Genomic DNA, 17,747 nt, shown 5'->3' with positions numbered 1-17,747 from the left:
CCGCGCCGCACCCTGGAAAATGCGGTGAGGGCGCGCAGCGGTTCGCCCGGGGGTACGGCACGGTGGGTGCGCCGGGCCGGGAAGCGGCTCCCAGGTCCCGTTGCGTGCGGGCAACGACGGAGGAGCCGACCACATGATCTTGACCGTGGACGAGGCGGGCCGCGCGCTCGCGGACCCCGCCTGCTACGCCGACGAACGGCGGCTGCACGACGCGCTCGCGCTGCTGCGCCGCGAGTCGCCGGTGCACCGCGTCGAGGCGCCCGGGTACAACCCGTTCTGGGCCGTCACGCGGCACGCCGACATCATGGAGGTCGAGCGCGAGCACGAGGTGTTCCTCAACGCGCCGCGTCCGCTGCTCGCCACCGCCGAGTTCGACGAGATCAACCGGCAGCGGCAGGAGCAGGGCATCGCGCTGCGCACGCTCATCCACATGGACGACCCCGACCACCGGGTCATCCGAGCGATCGGCGCCGACTGGTTCCGGCCGCGCGCGATGCGGGCGCTGGAGCCGCGCGTCCGGGAGCTGGCCCGCCGCTACGTCGACCGCATGGTGGAGTTCGGCGGCGAGTGCGACTTCGCGCGGCAGGTCGCGGTGCATTTCCCGCTCTATGTGATCCTGTCGCTGCTCGGTCTACCTGAGAGCGACTTCGACCGGATGCTGAAGCTCACCCAGGAGCTGTTCGGCGGCGACGACGACGAGTTGCAACGCGGCACCACCAGCGAGGAGAAGGTGGAGGTGCTGCTGGACTTCTTCGCCTACTTCCAGGGGCTCACCGAGGCGCGGCGCGCGCGGCCGACCGACGACCTGGCCTCGGCCATCGCCAACGCCCGGGTCGACGGCGAGCCGCTGAACGACTTCGACACCGCGTCCTACTACGTCATCGTCGCGACCGCCGGGCACGACACGACGAGCGCGGTGATCGCGGGCGGGCTGCACGCGCTCGTCGAGCATCCGGACCAGCTCGAACGGCTCCGCGCCGAGCCCGGGCTGATGCCCCTCGCCGTGGACGAGATGATCCGCTGGGTCACGCCCGTGAAGGAGTTCATGCGGACGGCCGCGCGCGACTACGACCTGCACGGCGTCACGATCCCCGAGGGCGATTCGCTGCTGCTGTCCTACCCGTCGGCGAACCGCGACGAGGACGTCTTCAAGGACCCGTTCGCCTTCGACGTCGGCCGCGACCCGAACAAGCACCTGGCGTTCGGGTTCGGCGTGCACTACTGCCTGGGCGCGGCGCTCGCGCGGATCGAGGTCCGCGCGTTCTTCGAGGAGCTGGTGCCGAGGCTCGGGTCGATCGAGCTCGCCGGGACGCCGGAGAGCATCGCGACGACGTTCGTCGGCGGTCTGAAGCGGCTGCCCGTCCGCTACTCGCTGGTCTGAGGAGCGCGGTGTGCTGATCGACGCCGCGGTGCTGCGCGCGGCCGACGCGCCGTACGCGATCGAGCCGGTCGAGCTGGCCGACCCGGGGCCCGGGGAGGTGCTCGTCGCGATCGCGGGCACCGGCATGTGCCACACCGACCGGCTCGGACGCGTCCCCGGCGATCTCGTCGCCAAGCCGGTGATCCTGGGGCACGAGGGCGCGGGCGTCGTGGCGGCGGCCGGGCCGGGGGTGGCCGGGGTGGCGGCGGGCGACCCGGTCGTGCTGTCGATCGACTCGTGCGGGACGTGCGCGAACTGCCGTTCCGCCCGTCCGGGCAACTGCCGCGACATGGCCGCGCTCAACCTGACGGGCGTTCCGGTGGACGGGACGCCGCGCGCCACCGGCCCCGACGGCGCGGCCGTCCACAACCGCTGGTTCGGGCAGTCGTCGTTCGCGACGCACGCGCTGGCCTCGGCGCGGTGCGTCGTGCCCGTGCCCGGCGACCTTCCGCTGGAGATCCTCGGGCCGCTCGGCTGCGGTGTGCAGACCGGCGCCGCGTCGGTGCTGGTGTCGCTCGGCGTCCGGGCGGGCGACAGCATCGCGATCTTCGGGGCGGGCGCGGTCGGGCTCGCGGCGGTGCTGGCCGCGCGGGTCGCGGGCGCCACCGTGATCGTCGCCGTCGACCGGCACGCCGGGCGCCGCGAGCTGGCCCGCGAGCTCGGCGCCACCCACGTCCTGGACGGCGCGGACGGCGACCTCGCCGCGCGGGTGCGGGCGATCGCCGGGGGCGAGGGCGTCCAGTTCTCGCTGGACACGACCGCCGTCCCCGAGGTCGTCTCGGCCGCGGTCGCGTCGCTGCGCACGACCGGCGTCTGCGGGCTCGCCGGCCTCGGCGCGCCCGAGTACCGCCTGGACGCGACGCTGCTGCTGATGGGACGCACGGTCAAGGGGATCATCGAGGGCGACGCCGTCCCGCAGACGTTCGTCCCGAGGATGATCGAGCTGTGGCGGCAGGGGCGCTTCCCGTTCGACCGCCTGGTCAGGACCTATCCGCTCGCCGAGATCAACCGCGCCGAGGCCGACGCGCTCTCCGGGGAGGTGGTCAAACCGGTTCTGCTGCCGTCCTAGACGAGCCCGTTCCTGGACGAGCCCGTTTCCTAGACGAGGTGGAGAAGCTGCTCGCCGCTCGCCAGGCGGCGGCAGTTCTCGGCGGCGACCGCGAAGTAGCGGGCCCAGGTCTCGCGGGTCAGCCACGCCACGTGCGGCATCACGACGACGTTGTCGAGCGTGAGCAGCGGGTTGGCCGGGTCGACCGGCTCCTGCTCGAACACGTCGAGCCCGGCGCCGCCGAGATGCCCGGACGTCAGCGCGTCCACCAGCGCGGACTCCTCGACCACCGCGCCGCGCGCCGTGTTGACCACGATCGCGCCCGGCGGCAGCAGCGCCAGCCGCCGGGCGTCGAGCAGGTGGCGGGTCTCCTCGGTCAGCGGGATGTGCACGGAGACGACGTCGCTGATCCGGAGCAGGTCGTCCAGCTCCATCCAGGACGGGTCGTCGGGGCGCGGGCGGCGGGAGGTGAACACCACGCGCGCGCCGACCGCCTCCAGCATCCCGCGCAGCAGCCCGGCGATCTCGCCGCCGCCGAGCAGCCCGACCGTCCGCCCGCGCAGTTCGCCGCCGACCAGCGCGCGGCTCGCGGGCCAGCCCTCGCCGCGCCGCGTCCGCGCGTCGAAGGCGACGACGCGGCGCAGCACCGACAGCGCCAGCAGCAGGCTCGTCTCCGCGACGGCCTGGGCGTTGCGCCCCGGCATGTTCGCGACCAGGACGCCGCGCTCGCGGGCCGCGTCGAGGTCGATCGTGTTGACGCCGGTGCCGAGCTTCTGGATCAGGCGCAGCTTCGGCGCCCGGTCCATGTCGGCCGCCGTCAGGGGGCGCAGCACATGCCAGATGACCTCGGTGTCGGGGAGCAGCCGGGCGAGGCGGGCGTCGTCCTGCTCCGAGCAGCTCACGATGTCCAGTCCGGATTCGGAATGGTCCATGTCGTAGTGCAGCAACACCCGCATCCTGCGCCCCTTCGTTCGGCTCCGGTCAGCTATCTTGCCCTCGTGCCCGACTTCGTGAGGTTGGAGAGGCCGATCGTCCAGGCGCCCATGGCCGGGGGGACCTCCACGCCCGCCCTGGCCGCCGCCGTCTCCGACGCGGGCGGCGCCGGTTTCCTCGCCGCCGGTTACAAGACCGCCGCCGCGATGCGCGAGGAGATCGCGGCGACGCGGCGGCTGACGTCACGTCCGTTCGGGATGAACCTTTTCATGCCGTCGTCTGACGATATCGATCCCGGCGCGGTGGACGCCTATCGTCAGCGGTTGGAGCCCGAGGCGGAGCGGTTGGGAGTCGGGCTCGGCGTGCCGTCCAAGCGGGATGACGACTATGACGCCAAGGTCGTCGCGCTGCTCGCCGATCCCGTCGCCTATGCGAGCTTCACTTTCGGGTGTCCGACGCCGGATGTCATTCGCGCCTTCCAGGATCGCGGGATGACCGTCATCGTCACGGTGACCAGCGCCGATGAGGCACGCGCGGCGTCCGCGGCCGACGCGCTGTGCGTCCAGGGATCGGAGGCGGGGGCGCATCGCGGGTCGTTCGCCAATACGTTGGACGATCTGCTCGGCGTGCGGGAACTGCTCCGGCTCGTGCGCGCTGCCGTGCCGCTGCCGTTGATCGCCGCTGGAGGATTGGCCACCTCCGAGGACGTCGCCGAGGTCCTGTCGCTCGGCGCGATCGCGGCGCAGGTGGGGACGGGCTTTCTGCGGTGCCCGGAGAGCGGTGCCGGTGAGGTGCACAAGGCGGCACTCACCGATCCGCGTTTCACGTCCACCGCGATGACGCGGGCTTTCAGCGGACGCCCCGCCCGCGGTCTGGTGAACCGGTTTCTTGCGGAGCATTCGGAGTTCGCGCCCGCCGCTTATCCGGACGTGCACTACCTCACCTCGCCTCTGCGCAAGGCGGCGGCCGCACAAGGCGATCCGGACACCGTCAACCTGTGGGCGGGCGAGGGGTTCCGGCAGGCCACGGACGCGCCCGCCGCCGAGATCGTCGCCGCCCTGACGCCCTGACATGCGGTTCGGGATCCTCGGCGACACCCGGGCGTGGCGCGGCGGCGAGGGCGGGGACGGCGGCGGGGACGAGGTTCCGCTGGGCGGGCCCGCGCGCCGTGCCGTGCTCGCGCTGCTGCTCACCCGGCCCGGGGAGGTCGTCTCGGCGGGGCGGCTGGCCGAGGGCGCCGCGAGTCCGGGCGGCCACGCGTTGCAGGCGCAGGTGTCGCGGCTCCGCGCGGCGCTGGGCGCGGACGCGCCGATCGAGCGAGTCGGGGACGGCTACCGGATCATCGTCTCCCCCGACGCCGTTGACGCGTGCCGGTTCGAGCGCCTCGCCGCCGACGGGCGCGCCGCCCTGCGCGACGGCGCCACCGGACGCGCCGCCGACCTGCTCCGCGACGCGCTCGCGCTGTGGCGGGGCCCGGCGCTCGCCGACCTGCCGACCGCCGTGACCGCCGACGCCGTCCGGCTGGAGGAGCGGCGGGTGGCCGCGATCGAGGACCGGTTCGAAGCTGACCTGCGGCTCGGGCGGCACCGCGCCGCCGTCCCCGAGCTGCGGGAGCTGACCGTCGCGCACCCGCTCCGGGAGCGGCTCGCGGCGCTGCTCGTGCGGGCCCTGCGGGACGGCGGCGACCGCGCCGAGGCGCTCGCGGTGTTCGAGCGGACCCGGCGGCGGCTCGCGGACGAGCTGGGCGCCGACCCCTCGCCCGAGCTCACCGCGCTGCACGCCGCGCTGCTGCGCGCCGACCCGGTCCCCGCCGCGCCGCCCGCGCAGCTCACCTCGTTCGTCGGACGCGGCGCCGAGATGACCGGCGTCGGCCGGCTCCTCGCCGCGAACCGGCTGGTCACCCTGCACGGGCCGGGCGGGGTCGGCAAGACCCGGCTCGCCGTCGAGGTCGCCGCCCAGACCTCCTCGGCGGTGGGCGAGGTGTGCTTCGTGGAGCTGGCCCCGCTGCGCGACCCGGCCGGGCTGCCGCGGGCCCTGCTCGGCGCGCTCGGACTCCGCGAGGGCGGCCTCCGCCGGGACGGCCCTCGCGAAGGCGGTGGAGACGCGGCCGAGCGGCTGGCTGCGGCGCTGTCCGGCCGGGCGCTGCTGCTCGTCCTCGACAACTGCGAGCACCTGGTCGGGGGCGTCGCCGCGCTCGCCGCACGGCTGCTCGCCGCCTCCCCCGACCTGCGCGTCCTCGCGACGAGCCGGGAGCCGCTCGGGATCACCGGCGAGCACCTGTGGCCGGTCCGGCCGCTGGACGGCGACGCGGCGGTGCGGCTGTTCACCGAGCGCGCCGAGGCCGTCCGGCCCGGGGTCGCGGGCGACCCCGGCACGATCCGGCGGATCTGCGCGGCGCTCGACGACCTGCCGCTCGCCATCGAGCTGGCCGCCGCCCGGACGCGCACGCTGGACCTGGCCGACCTCGCGTCCCGACTGGACGACCGGCTGGCCGGTCGGCTGGGCGTCCCCACCCGCGGCGCCCGCACCGCCGACGAGCGGCACCGCACGCTCCGCTCCGTCGTGGCGTGGAGCTGGGACCTGCTCACGGCGGACGAGCGGCGCGCCGCGTCCCGGTTCACGGTGTTCGCGGGCGGCGCGTCCGCCGCGTCCGCACGGCGCCTGTGCGGGGACGCGGCGCTGGAGTCGCTCACCGACAGGTCGCTGCTGGAGTTCGCCGGCGGCCGCTACCGCATGCTGGAGACGATCCGCGCCTACGGGGCGGAGCGGCTCGACCCCGCCGACGGCATCGGGCGCGAGCACGCGTGCCACTACCTCGCGCTGGCCGAGGACGCCGACCCGCATCTGCGGCGGGCCGAGCAACTGGAGTGGCTGCCCGTCCTCGCCGCCGACCACGACAACCTCCTCGCCGCGCTGCACTGGGCGGCCGGGACAGGCGAAACACGGCTCGCGCTGCGGCTGTGCGCGGCGCTGTCGCACTACCTGTGGATCCGGGGGCTGTCGGCGTCGGCGGCGTCCGACGCCGCCACCGTTCTCGCCGAGCTCGGCCCCCACCCCCCGGACGGGCTCGACGAGGAGTACGTGACCTGCGTACTCCTCGCCGCGTACGGCGACGGGGCGTGGGTCCGGCACCGCCCGGCGGCCGAGGCGGCGCTGGCCCGGACGACGCCGCGCACCAGGTATGCGTCCGTCCCCTTCCTGTGGCTGATGCGCAACGCCGACGGCCCGGCCGCGACCGCCGCCTACGCGATCGCCACCGGGGCCCGCGACGAAGGCGACCCGTGGGCCCTCGCCGCCGCCCGGTTCGTCGCGGGCTTCCCCCGGCTCGCCTCCGGTGACACCGGCGGCGCCGGACGGGAGTTCACGGCGTCCGCCGACGGGTTCCGCGCGCTCGGCGACCGCTGGGGCACCGCGCTCGCCCTGGACGCGCTGGCCGGGCTGGCGGCGCTGCGCGGCGACCGCGCGCGGGCGATCGCGCTGACCGACGAGGCGCTCGCCCTCACCGAGCGGGTCGGCGCCCTGGACGAGAGCGCCGACCTGCTGGTCAACCGGGGCGACCACCGCGTCCACGGCGACGTGGCCGGGGCCCGCGCCGACTACCGGCGCGCCGCCGCCCTCGCCCGCCGCGCGGGCAGCCCCACCACGCTCGCGGCGGCGCTGCGCGGGCTCGGCGACCTCGCGCTCCGCGACGGCGACCTCGCCGAGGCGCGCCGCCTCTACGAGGACGCCCTCGGACGGTTCGCGCCGAACTGGGTCAAGAGCGTCGGCCACCGCGTCGGCGCGCTCTTCGGCCTCGGCCGGGTCGCCGCCGCGCACGGCGACCACGACACCGCCCGCGCCCGCTTCCGCGAGGCGGTCGCGTCGGCGGAGCGGTTCGGCGCGTCCGGCGACGGCGCCCGGGGCGTCGAGGCCCTCGCCGCGCTCGCCGCCGCCGAAGGCGACCCCGAGTCGCACGCGCGGCTGCTCGGCGCCGCCGCCGCGCTGCGCGGCGTCCCCGGCCCGGACGCGCCCGGGATCGACCCCGCGTACGCCGCCGCCCACGCCGGGGCCGCCCGGCTGGGCCGCGCGGACGCCCTCCGCCTCGCCGGGCTGCCCGAACCCCTCATCGCGGAGCTGACCGCACGGCAGGCAAACCCCCGGTGAGGCGACGGTGAGGGGACGGCGAGCGCCGCCCGGCAGGCTCAGATCCTGTACGAGGCCACCGAGCACGGCACCGAGTACGTCTTCGGCGACTCCATCACCTCGATCACCGAGGACCCCGGCGGCGTCGAGGTCACCTTCGAGCATGCCGCGCCGCGCCGGTTCGACCTGGTCGTCGGCGCGGACGGGCTGCACTCCAACGTGCGGCGGCTCGTGTTCGGGCCGGAGGAGCGGTTCGTCCGGCACCTCGGCCTGTACCTGGCGGTCTTCACCATGCCCAACCACCTCGGCCTCGACCGCGCCGCGCTCGGCTACCGCACCGCCGACAAGCTCGTCACGGTGTACAGCGCGCGGCACAACACCGAGGCCAAGTCGGTCTTCTACTTCGGCTCCCCACCGCTGGAGGTCGACCGCCACGACACCGGCGCGCAGCGGCGGATCCTCACCGAGCGCTTCGCCGGGAGCGGCTGGGAGACCGACCGGCTCCTCGACTGGATGCGCGACGCCCCCGACCTCTACTTCGACTCCGTCGGCCAGGTGCGCATGGACGCCTGGACGCGCGGCCGCGTCGCCCTCCTCGGCGACGCCGCCTGGAGCCCGTCCGCGCTGACGGGAATGGGGACGGGCCTCGCGATCGTCGGCGCCTACGTGCTCGCCGGAGAACTCGCCGCCGCGCGCGGCGACCACCAGGCCGCGTTCGCCTGCTACGACACGATCATGCGCGAGTATGTGGCGCGCTGCCAGAAGATCGGCGACGGCGTGGCGAAGATGTTGGTGCCCGGCAACCGCGTGGCGGTGGCACTGCTGAACCGTTACTACGCGCTCATCCCGTACCTGCCCGGGAAGAAACTGATGGCGAAGATGGCCCGCAGGACCGCCGAATCCGTCAATCTTCACAACTATCCTCGGGGCATTTCGGATTCTGGGGTCTTCCCGGCCTAGACCCGGCACGGTTACCCTGCTGGTGGCGTCCACGCCGGCCGTATGCGCCTTTCGCCTGGGAGGGTCCCGTCCGCGGGAACTGTTTGGCTCTACGCCGGCTCCTCTGTGTCCCCGCCAGTTGAGGAGTCGACCCGTGAACCACAAGTACAGGCGCTGGTCGGGCGCCGCGGCGGCGCTGGCCGCCGCGACGGCCGCCCTGGTGCTCTCGCTGGGCGCCGTGTTCGTGCTGTCCACCCCCTCGTCCGCCCGAGCAGTGATCACCTGCGACTTCGCGATGTGGGCGGAGGGAACCCAGTACACGGCGGGGACCAAGGTCCACTACCAGAACAACGGCTACGAGGCCCGCGTCACGCACACGGCCTACAACGGCGCCAACTGGACCCCCGCGTCCACCCCGACGCTGTGGCGCGACCTCGGTGCCTGCGAGAACAAGCCGCCGACCGACCCCACGACGCCGCCGACCGACCCGCCGACCGACCCCACCACCCCGCCGACCGACCCGCCCGGTGGCGGCGGTGACACCTGCGCGGTGAAGTCCCGCCCGGCCGGCAAGGTCATCCAGGGCTACTGGGAGAACTGGGACGGCGCGAGCAACGGCGTCCACCCGCCGTTCGGCTGGGTGCCGATCAACGACGCGCGGCTGAAGCAGCACGGCTACAACGTGATCAACGCCGCGTTCCCCGTCATCCTCTCCGACGGCACCGTGCTGTGGGAGGACGGGATGGACTCGACCGTCAAGGTCTCCACCCCCGCCGAGATGTGCGCGGCCAAGGAGGCCGGGGCCACCATCCTCATGTCGATCGGCGGCGCCGCCGCGGGCATCGACCTGAGCTCCAGCTCCGTCGCCGACAGGTTCGTCCAGACGATCGTCCCGATCCTGAAGAAGTACAACTTCGACGGCATCGACATCGACATCGAGACCGGCCTGTCCAGCAGCGGGAACATCAACCAGCTCTCGGCCTCGCAGTCGAGCCTGATCCGCATCATCGACGGCGTGCTCGCCCAGATGCCGTCCAACTTCGGCCTGACGATGGCGCCCGAGACCGCCTACGTCACCGGCGGCAGCGTCACCTACGGCTCCATCTGGGGCGCCTACCTGCCGATCGTCAAGAAGTACGCCGACAACGGCCGCCTGTGGTGGCTGAACATGCAGTACTACAACGGCAGCATGTACGGGTGCTCCGGTGACTCCTACAGCGCCGGGACGGTCCAGGGCTTCACGGTCCAGACCGAGTGCCTGAACAAGGGCCTCGTCATCCAGGGCACCACGATCAAGGTGCCCTACGACAAGCAGGTCCCCGGCCTGCCCGCCCAGCCGGGCGCCGGCGGCGGCTACATGTCGCCCGGCCTCGTCAGCCAGGCGTGGAGGGCCTTCAACGGGCAGCTGAAGGGCCTCATGACCTGGTCCTTCAACTGGGACGGCTCGAAGGGCTTCTCCTTCGCCGACAACGTCCGCTCCCTCCAGGGCCGCTGACGCGGTGACCGGGTGCGGGCGCGTCCCGCCCGCACCCGGTCCCTGAGAGCGCCCCGGTCCGCCTCGTGCGGGCCGGGGCATTCTCGCGTCCCGCGCGGGTTGACATTGACGTCGGTGTCAGGGGTTAGCGTCGTCACGGTCACCGAGAGCCGGGAGGGCCGATGCGGATCGGGGAACTGGCCGCACGGGCCGGGGTCAGCACGCGGACGCTGCGCTACTACGAGCAGCAGGGGCTGCTCTCGGCGCGGCGCGCCACCAACGGGTACCGCCAGTACGAGGAGTCCGACCTGCGGCTCGTCGCCGAGATCCGGACGCTGCTCGCGTCGGGTTTCACGCTGGAGGACGCGCGGCCGTTCGTGGACTGCCTGCGCGCCGGCCACGCGGAGGGCGCCTCCTGCCCGGAGTCGGTCGCGGTCTACCGGCGCAAGCTCGCGGAGATCGACGCCGACATCCGCTCGCTGATCCGGCTGCGGGCCGAGGTGACCGACCAACTGACGCGGGCCTGTCCGGGCTGCATGTTCTCTCAGGAGGCGACGGATGATCACACTGACGACGGAGAACTTCGACGAGCGGGTGCTCCGCTCCGACAGGCCCGTACTGGTCGAATTCTGGGCGGACTGGTGTCCCCCCTGCAAGATGATCGCGCCGATCCTTGACGAGATCGAGGCGGAGTACGGCGACCGGCTCGCGGTCGCCAAGCTCAACGGCGACGACCATCCCGAGGTCGCGGCCCGGTACAACGTGCTGGGCTTCCCGACGCTGAACCTCTACCGGGACGGCGAGGTCGTCCGGCAGATCGTGGGCGCCCGGCCGAAGCGCCGCCTGCTCGCCGACCTGGAAGGCCATTTCTGATTCTTCGGTCGCGCGCCGTCACATGGGCGCGGCGGGCTCCGTCAGTTCGATGCCACCACCGGTGCACGAGGACCGGTGCGACGACATCGATCTCATGGAGCGAGCATGCAAGCGCGAATGAAGAACCCGGCGTTCGTCCTTCCCGACGTGACGAAGGGGGTCGGCACGCTGAGCAAGGCCATCGCCGCCGGCGGCGTGCCCGAGGGGCTGATGGAGATCATCGCCCTGCGGGCCAGCCAGATCAACGGGTGCAGCGTGTGCGTCCACGGCCACGTGCTGAACGCCAGGAAGGCGGGAGAGTCCGAGGAGCGGATCGCCGCGGTGGGGGCCTGGCGGGAGGCGCCGTTCTTCACCGACGCCGAGCGCGCGGCGCTGTCGCTGGCCGAGCACGCCACCCGGCTGGCCGACCGGTCCGACGACGCCGTCCCGGACGCGCTGTGGAACGAGCTCACCGCCCATTTCGAGGAGAAGGAGCTGGCGGCGATCATCCTTCTGCTCGGCATGATCAACATGTTCAACCGGCTGAACGCCATCGTGCGGGAGCCCGCCGGCACGACCTGGTGACACGCCACTGAAAAGGCCCGGCGAACTCCGGCCCGCCGTCGCGGAGCGGAGTTCGCCGGGCGCGGGCACCGTTCGATGCCGCTTTCCGTTCGACTTTCCAGCGTTGCCGTTTCTCAGGACCAGCCGCCGTACGGAACGGTGAGAACTTCCATGGCATGACCACCGGGGTCGGTGAAGTAGACCCCGCGCCCACCGTCACGCGTGTTGATTTCACCCTCTCCGCTGCCGTCGGGATTGGCGTAGTAACGGGCACCCGTTTCCTTGATGCGTGAGAATATCCCGTCGAACTCCTCGTCCGGCACCAGGAACGCGCAGTGGTGCCAGCGGAAGTCGTCGGAATCCATGAAGTCGAGCGTCACCCCGTTCCCCGTCCGGACGGGAAGGAACGGGCCGACCTGCGCACCCACGTCCAGCCCCAGAATCCGGGCGAGGAACTCGGCGGACTCCCGCTTGTCCCTGGCCGGGACGATGATGTGATCAAGTTGGATGGGCATGCGGCCCCCTACCGCCAGGGCCCGGCCGCTCCGGGCCTCCACTTCGACCTTGCCTCCTCAACCGTACTTGAGGTCAACCACCTACTCCGAAAGATCACAAGCGGTGAAGGCGAGTTGACAACAGTCGGTCACCCCTGTTGCTGCGCTTAGTTCGACTGGTCACACTGAGCGCATGACGGGGTCGGAGACACGGTTGTTGGGCGAGTTGAGCATGATCGCCAGAGAGGGCGCGGGAACGGACGAGCTCGCGTGCGCACTGTCAAAGGCGATCGACGCCGTCGTGCCCCATGACGCGGCAAGGCTCGTCGGAACCAGCCCGGCCGCCCGCTCCATTCCGTCCGCCTTCAGCTTTTGGCATGGCTACGAGGCCGACTTCGGCCGGGCATTGCTGCGCGACTACTACGCCGGACACGATCCCGGCCCGCCGGACGAGCTGGCGCTGCGTCCCCTTCCCGTCGCGCTGCTGGGGATCGGGGACGAGCGGCGGCACCTCCGGTTCCGCTCGCTGATGTCCCGCTTCGGCGCGGGCAGCGTGCTCCGGGTGCTGCTGAAGGACGTCCGCGGCATCTGGGGGATGATGGACCTCCTGCGCGGCCAGGACGCCCGGCCCTTCTGCGAGGGCGACGCCGAACGGGCGGCGCGGCTGGTGCCCGAGCTCATCGAGTTCCTGCGCTCCTACGTGACGGGCGGCAGGCTGGCGAGGGTCGCCCCGCCACCGCCCCCGCCCCCGCCCCCTGGGGTGATCATCGTCGGCGCCGACGACGTGATCCGGTCGGCCACCCCGCAGGCGCACCTCTGGCGGGAGCGGCTGGAGTTCTGCTCCCGCTCCCCGCGCTGGACGGGCGAGGTGTTCATGATCGGGCTGGCGATGCAGACGCGCGTGCACGCCCTCGCCCCGCACACCGCCGAACCGCTGATCATCGGCCCCGCCGCCGCCTACGGCCGCTGGCTCGCCTGCCACGGCCAGCCGCTGGGCGACTCCGGGGACGTCGCGATCGTCATCCAGGCGGCGACGTCCAGCCAGATGCTGCCCTCGTTCTGCGACTGGTACGGCATCACGGCCCGCGAACGCCAGATCATCGGCCACCTGCGCGACGCGATGCCGCCCAAGCAGATCGCCCGGACGCTGGAGCTGTCCGTCCACACCGTCAACGACCACCTCAAGGCCGTCTTCCGCAAGACCGGCGCCTGCGGCCGCGACGAACTCCTCGCCGCCCTCGCCGGCTAGGAACGCGGAAGCCGCCGAACATGGCGGTGACCAGCTTGACAACAATGATGACGCAGGTCAGAAAGCCGCGATAAATGCATTGTTGCGAGCCGGACCACTAGATAGATTCCAGCCATGTAAATTTCCACCGCACCAGCGAGGAGAGGTGTCATGGTTCAACGCAGTGTGCTCGTCTCGGGCGCGAGCGTCGCCGGGCCGGCCCTGGCTTCGTGGCTGGCGAGATCGGGCTGGGACGTGACCGTGGTGGAACATTTCGATCACCTTCCCGACCAGGGGCAGAACGTCGACGTCCGGGGCGTCGGACGCCAGGTCCTCCGCCGGATGCGGATCGAGGAGGCCGTCCGCGCGGCGCACACCAGCGAGGTCGGCGTGCGGTTCGTCGACGAGCGCGGCCGCCCGGTGGCCTCGTTCCCGGCCGGCACCGACGACAGCGGCGGCGGCACCGCCGAGATCGAGATCCTGCGCGGCCGACTCGCCGAACTGCTCTACGAGCAGTCCGCCGACGAGGTGGAATACCGATTCGGCGACAGGATCAGCGCCCTGCACGACGACGAGGCGGGCGTGGACGTGGAATTCCGCCACGGCCCCGACCGCCGTTTCGACACGGTGGTCATCGCCGAGGGCCTCCGCTCCCGCACCCGCTCAATGATCATGCCGGACGCGCGCCCGCGCGAACTCGGCCTCTACATCGCCCACCTCGCCATTCCCCGCACCGACTCCGACTCCCGCTGGTGGCGGACGATGCTCTGCGGCCGCGGCCGCGCCATCTTCCTGCGCCCCGACAACGTCGGCACCACGCGCGCGGGCATGTTCTTCACCTCCAACGTGCGCGGCCTCGACCGCCTCGGCCGCGACGACATCGTCGCGATCCTCCGTGAGACCTTCGCCGACGTCGGCTGGGAGGCACCGCGCGTCCTAGAGGCCCTCGACAACGGCTCCCTCTACCTTGAGGACATCGCCCAGACCAGGCTGCCCACCTGGAGCCGGGGCCGGACGGCACTGGTCGGCGACGCGGCGTACTGCGCGACCCCGATCAGCGGAATGGGCACGACCCTCGCCCTCACCGGCGCGTACGTCCTGGCCGGAGAACTCACCGCCCGCGACGATCCCCGCGCCGCCTTCGCCCGGTACGAGCAGTTGCTGCGCCCCCTCGTCACCCAGGCCCAGCATCTGCTCCCCGGCGTCCCGAACGCCGTCGTGCCGCAATCCCGGGCGCAGCGCACCCTGATCCACACCGCCCTGCGCCTGGCCGGCACACCGCTCGCCCGCCGACTCCAGGCCACGGCGGGCAGGTTCACCACCCCGCGAGCCGAAGCGATCACCCTCCCCGACTACCCGATGCCCCCACCCCGCCCCATGGCCGCCTGACCCCGGGCGACGGAACGGCGGTCAGTCCCGGACGAGGATCAGCTGCTTTTCCCTGGTCGATGTGGCGCTGTCCGGGGTCAGCGCCATCAGGGTGGCGAGGGCGGCGCGCAGGGGGTGCGCCAGCTCTCGTGGCGCTCCTTCGCCGCTGACCAGTGCCGCGAGTACACAGGTGACCGCCGGCACCATGTCGCTCTGCCGGACGGGTCGGCTCCGGTCCCACAACGGGGCGGCCAGGCGCAGCGCGTTCTCGATCAGGAAACCCAGAACCGGCACGTTGTGCGTCCCCACGAAGTGCAGTGCGCGTTCGAGTGCCACCGCCGGATCGTCCGCCGGTGGCCACGAGTTGACCGCTCCCAGTTCCTGGTGGAGGAGGTCGGACATCGACGGCCTCAACTCCTGTCCTCTTCCTCTGCGCGGCGTGGTGCTCGTCAGGAGGTGGCGCATCAGCTGGTCGCATGCCCGGCCCAGTCCCATCAAGGAGCTGACGCCCAGGGAAGCGAGATCGCTTCTGGCCAGCGCGCGGGCGAAGGCCAGGTCGAAGTCGAGAGAGAAGTTATGGGTTCCGGCGGAATCAAGGCAGCGGATGAGGTTGAGGGTGTCGTCGACGTCGGCGGTGAGGTCGGGGTCGCGGGCGCGCTCGGAGCTGAGCCCGAAGGTGAAAGCGGACTCCAGGTCGAGCCTGAAGCCGCTGCTGTCCCTCGCGTGATAAGGCGATTCGGTGTTGAGGAAGGAGAGGCTGCGGCTGAGCGCGCGGGCGAGGATGTAGACGCGGTTGGGGTCTGTGTCGTCGATGGTGAGGGTCGGGTGGAGCTCGTGCGTCTTAGCGCGGGCGAAGTCGAGGACCTGGGCGCGGACACGGTCGAGGTCGCGCTCGAACGTGGCGACCCGGGCGCCACCGATATCGCCTCCGAGGAGGTAGCCCAGATCGTGGGCGAGGTCGAGGGCACGGCCGAGGGTGATCGCGCGCCCGCGTCCGAGACCGCGGTCGGCGACGGGGCTCCAGGCGTGCCGGGCGGCGCGGGCGTGGTCGAACAGACTGAGGCGGTCGAGGGTGTGCAGGAGATCGAGCGCGTGCAGGAGTTGGTGGTCGGGATTGGTCAGATCCCGGGCTTGGGCATAGGTGAGAAGCTGCGGGAATTCGAGGGCCGACTGCGGATAAAGCAGGCGGAAGAGAAGGTAGGTGTGATCGAGGATCCGGTCGGGGTAGTCGCGGATCTGCTCCGGAGTGGGACGGTGCGGATGAAGGTGCGGAGCGGCGGGAACGAGTTCGACCGAGCTGGCCCAGCCATAGGTCCCTCCCCACGGGCCGACCTCGGCGTAGAGGGTCGCCCCCGCGCAGAGGTCGCTGTTCAGGGCGAGGCGGGCCTCCGCCGAGGTCGGCAGGCGGTAGCTGATGCCGTCGCCGAACAGGCCGTTGAGCCAGATCAGAAAGTCTTTGAGGTCGGCGGTCCACAGGTCGGCGGGGCCGGACGGCCAGGCGCCGGTGCCGGTGTGGTTGAGGTAGCGGTTCCACAGGTCGGCGGAGATGGGGCGGGAGCAGATACGGGTTCCCTCGTCGTCCAGGGCTTGGGTGTCCTGCAACTCGCGGGCGGCGGCCACGCCGTCCAGGAGCCGCACCTCTTCTGGATTCGCGGGGTCGGTGGTGAGCAGCGCGTCCAGCCGGGCTCGCAGGGCCGGGTCCAGTTCGCCGGCTTCGGCCACGCAGGCGTAGGCGAGGTTGAGGGCGGTCACGGTGCGGACCCTCAGGCATGCCTCGACGACGGGGCCGGGGTCGGCACGGGCCGCCCACAGGAGGGTGGTCTCGCGCCACCAGGGGTCGCCGACGTGGTCGATCAGCAGTTGGCGGCGGGAGGGGTGCCCGGGGATGAGGGCGGCGGCCAGGTATTCCTGGAGGGTGAGGTGTGCGAATCCGTAGCGTCCGTACTGGCGTTCCATGAGCAGGCCGCTGCGCCGGGCCTGGGCCAGGAACGCCTCGGGGGTGAGGTCGGGGGCCGTGCGCTCCAGGATGGGGCGGATCGCGCGCTGGGCGTCCTGCACGGGGATGTCGCGCAGATGGTGCCGCATCATGAAGAGGGCCAGCTCTTGGACGATGCGCTCCTTCTTGTCGCCGTCCAGGCCGTCGGCGAGGTTCTTGGCCTCCTGGCGGCGGTGGAGGAGAACCTGGCAGACCTCCTCGTAGAGCGCGGCGCGGCTGCCGGGGAGGCTGCCCCGGTACCGGTGCACATTGGCGATCATGGTGAGCAGCAGCGGGTTCGCGGCGAGGTCGTAGAGGGCGGGTCGGCCGCTGATCCGCTGGAACAGGTCGTCGGCGGCCTGGGCGGCGAGCCGGTCGATCTCCTGCGGGTCGTCCTGGCGGGCGCGGCGCTCGATGGCGCGGTACCAGGCGTGCAGGAACGTGTGGATCTGGCGGTTGGTGAACCGCTGGACCTGGAGGACGTCGGCGCGGGTCAGCCGGTTGGCGTCGTATCCCTGGGGCCGTGAGGTGATCACGAAGGAGTTGCCGGGGTAGCGGCTGATCTGGGCCTCGACCCAGCGCACGACGCGGGTGCGGTGCCGGGCGTCGGCGACCTCGTCGAGGCCGTCCAGCAGGATCACGCACTGGCCGCGTTCCAGGCGCCGCTCCAGCCAGTCGGCGGAGATCACACCGTTCAGCCACCCTGCGGTGACGGCGACCTGCGGCAACCCCTCGGGCTGGTCGGCCTGGAGCGCTTCGGCGTGGTCGCGCAGGTACAACAGGACCGGCAGGCGGCGGCGAGGCCCGGAGGGCCAGCGGCGCTCGGCCATCTCCAGCGCGGTGTGGCGGGCGAGGGTGGTCTTGCCCGATCCTGCGGCGCCGAGGACGGCCAGGACGCATCCGCTGGTCAGGAAGTCCGCGAGCGGTGCGCGCCGGCCGACCGCCGGGGGTGCGGCCTGCGGGGTGGGGCCGATGCCGCTGTCGGTCTCGGCGGCGGACACGGTCTTGGGCTGGAGCGTCACGTCCACGTAGACCTGCTGGGTGCGCAGGACGAACTCCGCCTGGGTGACGAGGCCGATCGTCTCCATCTGCCCGACGGACGAGCGCACCCGCCGCAGGTAGTCGCGCTGCGATCCTCGTCGTCGGCTGGTGCCTTCCGGCGGTTCCGGCGCGGGCGGGGACGCTTGGGCGAGGGCGCCCAGGACGGTGAACACGAGCGCCAGGTAGCCCCAGCTCCAGCTCAGTTTCCCGCCGTCGAGGATCTGGTTGACCGCCACCCCGGCCACGACCATCAGCGACGCCGCGATGAGGGCGCGTCCCATGAATTTCA

At 72.5% G+C, this 17,747-nt stretch carries 14 protein-coding genes; 11 read left to right on the top strand and 3 right to left on the bottom strand.

Annotated elements, in window-relative coordinates:
- Nucleotides 1-133 precede the first annotated feature (133 nt).
- Nucleotides 134-1,381: a cytochrome P450 gene (locus tag KLI87_RS04730; RefSeq protein WP_214615953.1), complete on the top strand. Its 1,248-nt coding sequence runs from the start codon at nucleotides 134-136 to the stop codon at nucleotides 1,379-1,381.
- 10 nt (nucleotides 1,382-1,391) lie between these two features.
- A complete protein-coding gene (locus KLI87_RS04725) occupies nucleotides 1,392-2,489 on the top strand; it encodes an NAD(P)-dependent alcohol dehydrogenase (RefSeq protein WP_214615952.1) in 1,098 nt (365 codons plus the stop codon).
- Between the two features lie 29 nt (nucleotides 2,490-2,518).
- Here KLI87_RS04725 and KLI87_RS04720 read toward each other — a convergent pair whose 3' ends face one another.
- A complete protein-coding gene (locus KLI87_RS04720; protein WP_214615951.1) occupies nucleotides 2,519-3,424 on the bottom strand; it encodes a 2-hydroxyacid dehydrogenase in 906 nt (301 codons plus the stop codon).
- Between the two features lie 42 nt (nucleotides 3,425-3,466).
- Between KLI87_RS04720 and KLI87_RS04715 the strand changes: the two genes are divergently transcribed.
- From KLI87_RS04715 to KLI87_RS04685, 7 genes are all read left to right on the top strand, one after another.
- A complete protein-coding gene (locus KLI87_RS04715; protein WP_308165846.1) occupies nucleotides 3,467-4,471 on the top strand; it encodes a nitronate monooxygenase in 1,005 nt (334 codons plus the stop codon).
- A gap of 1 nt (nucleotide 4,472) precedes the next feature.
- The gene (locus KLI87_RS04710; protein ID WP_214615949.1) at nucleotides 4,473-7,544 is read left to right on the top strand and encodes a BTAD domain-containing putative transcriptional regulator; all 3,072 of its coding nucleotides are present in this window, start codon (nucleotides 4,473-4,475) and stop codon (nucleotides 7,542-7,544) included.
- Between the two features lie 42 nt (nucleotides 7,545-7,586).
- Entirely contained in the window at nucleotides 7,587-8,483 is an 897-nt protein-coding gene (locus KLI87_RS04705) for an FAD-dependent monooxygenase (protein ID WP_214616615.1), read from the top strand.
- A gap of 133 nt (nucleotides 8,484-8,616) precedes the next feature.
- Complete coding sequence (locus KLI87_RS04700) at nucleotides 8,617-9,957, top strand: glycosyl hydrolase family 18 protein (protein WP_308165845.1); 1,341 nt, start codon at nucleotides 8,617-8,619, stop codon at nucleotides 9,955-9,957.
- A gap of 161 nt (nucleotides 9,958-10,118) precedes the next feature.
- The gene (locus tag KLI87_RS04695; RefSeq protein ID WP_156214676.1) at nucleotides 10,119-10,613 is read left to right on the top strand and encodes a MerR family transcriptional regulator; all 495 of its coding nucleotides are present in this window, start codon (nucleotides 10,119-10,121) and stop codon (nucleotides 10,611-10,613) included.
- Nucleotides 10,495-10,809, top strand: a complete 315-nt coding sequence (gene trxA, locus KLI87_RS04690; protein ID WP_156214677.1) for a thioredoxin — start codon at nucleotides 10,495-10,497, stop codon at nucleotides 10,807-10,809. The genes KLI87_RS04695 and trxA overlap by 119 nt, the downstream gene beginning before the upstream one ends.
- Nucleotides 10,810-10,914: 105 nt before the next feature.
- Entirely contained in the window at nucleotides 10,915-11,373 is a 459-nt protein-coding gene (locus KLI87_RS04685; RefSeq protein ID WP_156214678.1) for a carboxymuconolactone decarboxylase family protein, read from the top strand.
- Between the two features lie 113 nt (nucleotides 11,374-11,486).
- On the opposite strand, the gene KLI87_RS04680 is transcribed toward KLI87_RS04685, so the two are convergent.
- On the bottom strand, nucleotides 11,487-11,867 hold the full coding sequence (locus tag KLI87_RS04680; RefSeq protein WP_156214852.1) for a VOC family protein: 381 nt from the start codon (nucleotides 11,865-11,867) through the stop codon (nucleotides 11,487-11,489).
- A 211-nt stretch (nucleotides 11,868-12,078) separates the two neighbouring features.
- On the opposite strand from KLI87_RS04680, the gene KLI87_RS04675 reads away from it, so the two are divergent.
- The gene (locus KLI87_RS04675; RefSeq protein WP_214615948.1) at nucleotides 12,079-13,095 is read left to right on the top strand and encodes a helix-turn-helix transcriptional regulator; all 1,017 of its coding nucleotides are present in this window, start codon (nucleotides 12,079-12,081) and stop codon (nucleotides 13,093-13,095) included.
- Nucleotides 13,096-13,245: 150 nt separating this feature from the next.
- Nucleotides 13,246-14,463 (top strand): FAD-dependent monooxygenase, encoded by a 1,218-nt coding sequence (locus KLI87_RS04670; RefSeq protein ID WP_156214680.1) that lies wholly within the window; start codon nucleotides 13,246-13,248, stop codon nucleotides 14,461-14,463.
- Between the two features lie 21 nt (nucleotides 14,464-14,484).
- Here the strand turns inward: KLI87_RS04670 and KLI87_RS04665 are convergent, their stop codons facing one another.
- Complete coding sequence (locus KLI87_RS04665; protein WP_214615947.1) at nucleotides 14,485-17,739, bottom strand: NACHT domain-containing NTPase; 3,255 nt, start codon at nucleotides 17,737-17,739, stop codon at nucleotides 14,485-14,487.
- Nucleotides 17,740-17,747 lie beyond the last annotated feature (8 nt).

Source organism: Actinomadura sp. NEAU-AAG7 (assembly GCF_018603865.1).
In the GTDB taxonomy this organism is placed as follows: domain Bacteria; phylum Actinomycetota; class Actinomycetes; order Streptosporangiales; family Streptosporangiaceae; genus Spirillospora; species Spirillospora litoris.
The sequence above is the reverse complement of the archived record's forward strand: the minus strand, read 5'-3'. Positions and strand labels throughout refer to the sequence as shown.

Bases quoted from the DNA above. Each gene is read 5' to 3' on its own strand.
- KLI87_RS04730 (WP_214615953.1), top strand. From the start codon at position 134: ATGATCTTGACCGTGGACGAGGCGGGCCGCGCGCTCGCGGACCCCGCC.
- KLI87_RS04710 (WP_214615949.1), top strand. From the start codon at position 4,473: ATGCGGTTCGGGATCCTCGGCGACACCCGGGCGTGGCGCGGCGGCGAG.
- trxA (WP_156214677.1), top strand. From the start codon at position 10,495: ATGATCACACTGACGACGGAGAACTTCGACGAGCGGGTGCTCCGCTCC.
- KLI87_RS04685 (WP_156214678.1), top strand. From the start codon at position 10,915: ATGCAAGCGCGAATGAAGAACCCGGCGTTCGTCCTTCCCGACGTGACG.
- KLI87_RS04695 (WP_156214676.1), top strand. From the start codon at position 10,119: ATGCGGATCGGGGAACTGGCCGCACGGGCCGGGGTCAGCACGCGGACG.
- KLI87_RS04680 (WP_156214852.1), bottom strand. From the start codon at position 11,867: ATGCCCATCCAACTTGATCACATCATCGTCCCGGCCAGGGACAAGCGG.
- KLI87_RS04675 (WP_214615948.1), top strand. From the start codon at position 12,079: ATGATCGCCAGAGAGGGCGCGGGAACGGACGAGCTCGCGTGCGCACTG.
- KLI87_RS04720 (WP_214615951.1), bottom strand. From the start codon at position 3,424: ATGCGGGTGTTGCTGCACTACGACATGGACCATTCCGAATCCGGACTG.
- KLI87_RS04670 (WP_156214680.1), top strand. From the start codon at position 13,246: ATGGTTCAACGCAGTGTGCTCGTCTCGGGCGCGAGCGTCGCCGGGCCG.
- KLI87_RS04665 (WP_214615947.1), bottom strand. From the start codon at position 17,739: ATGGGACGCGCCCTCATCGCGGCGTCGCTGATGGTCGTGGCCGGGGTG.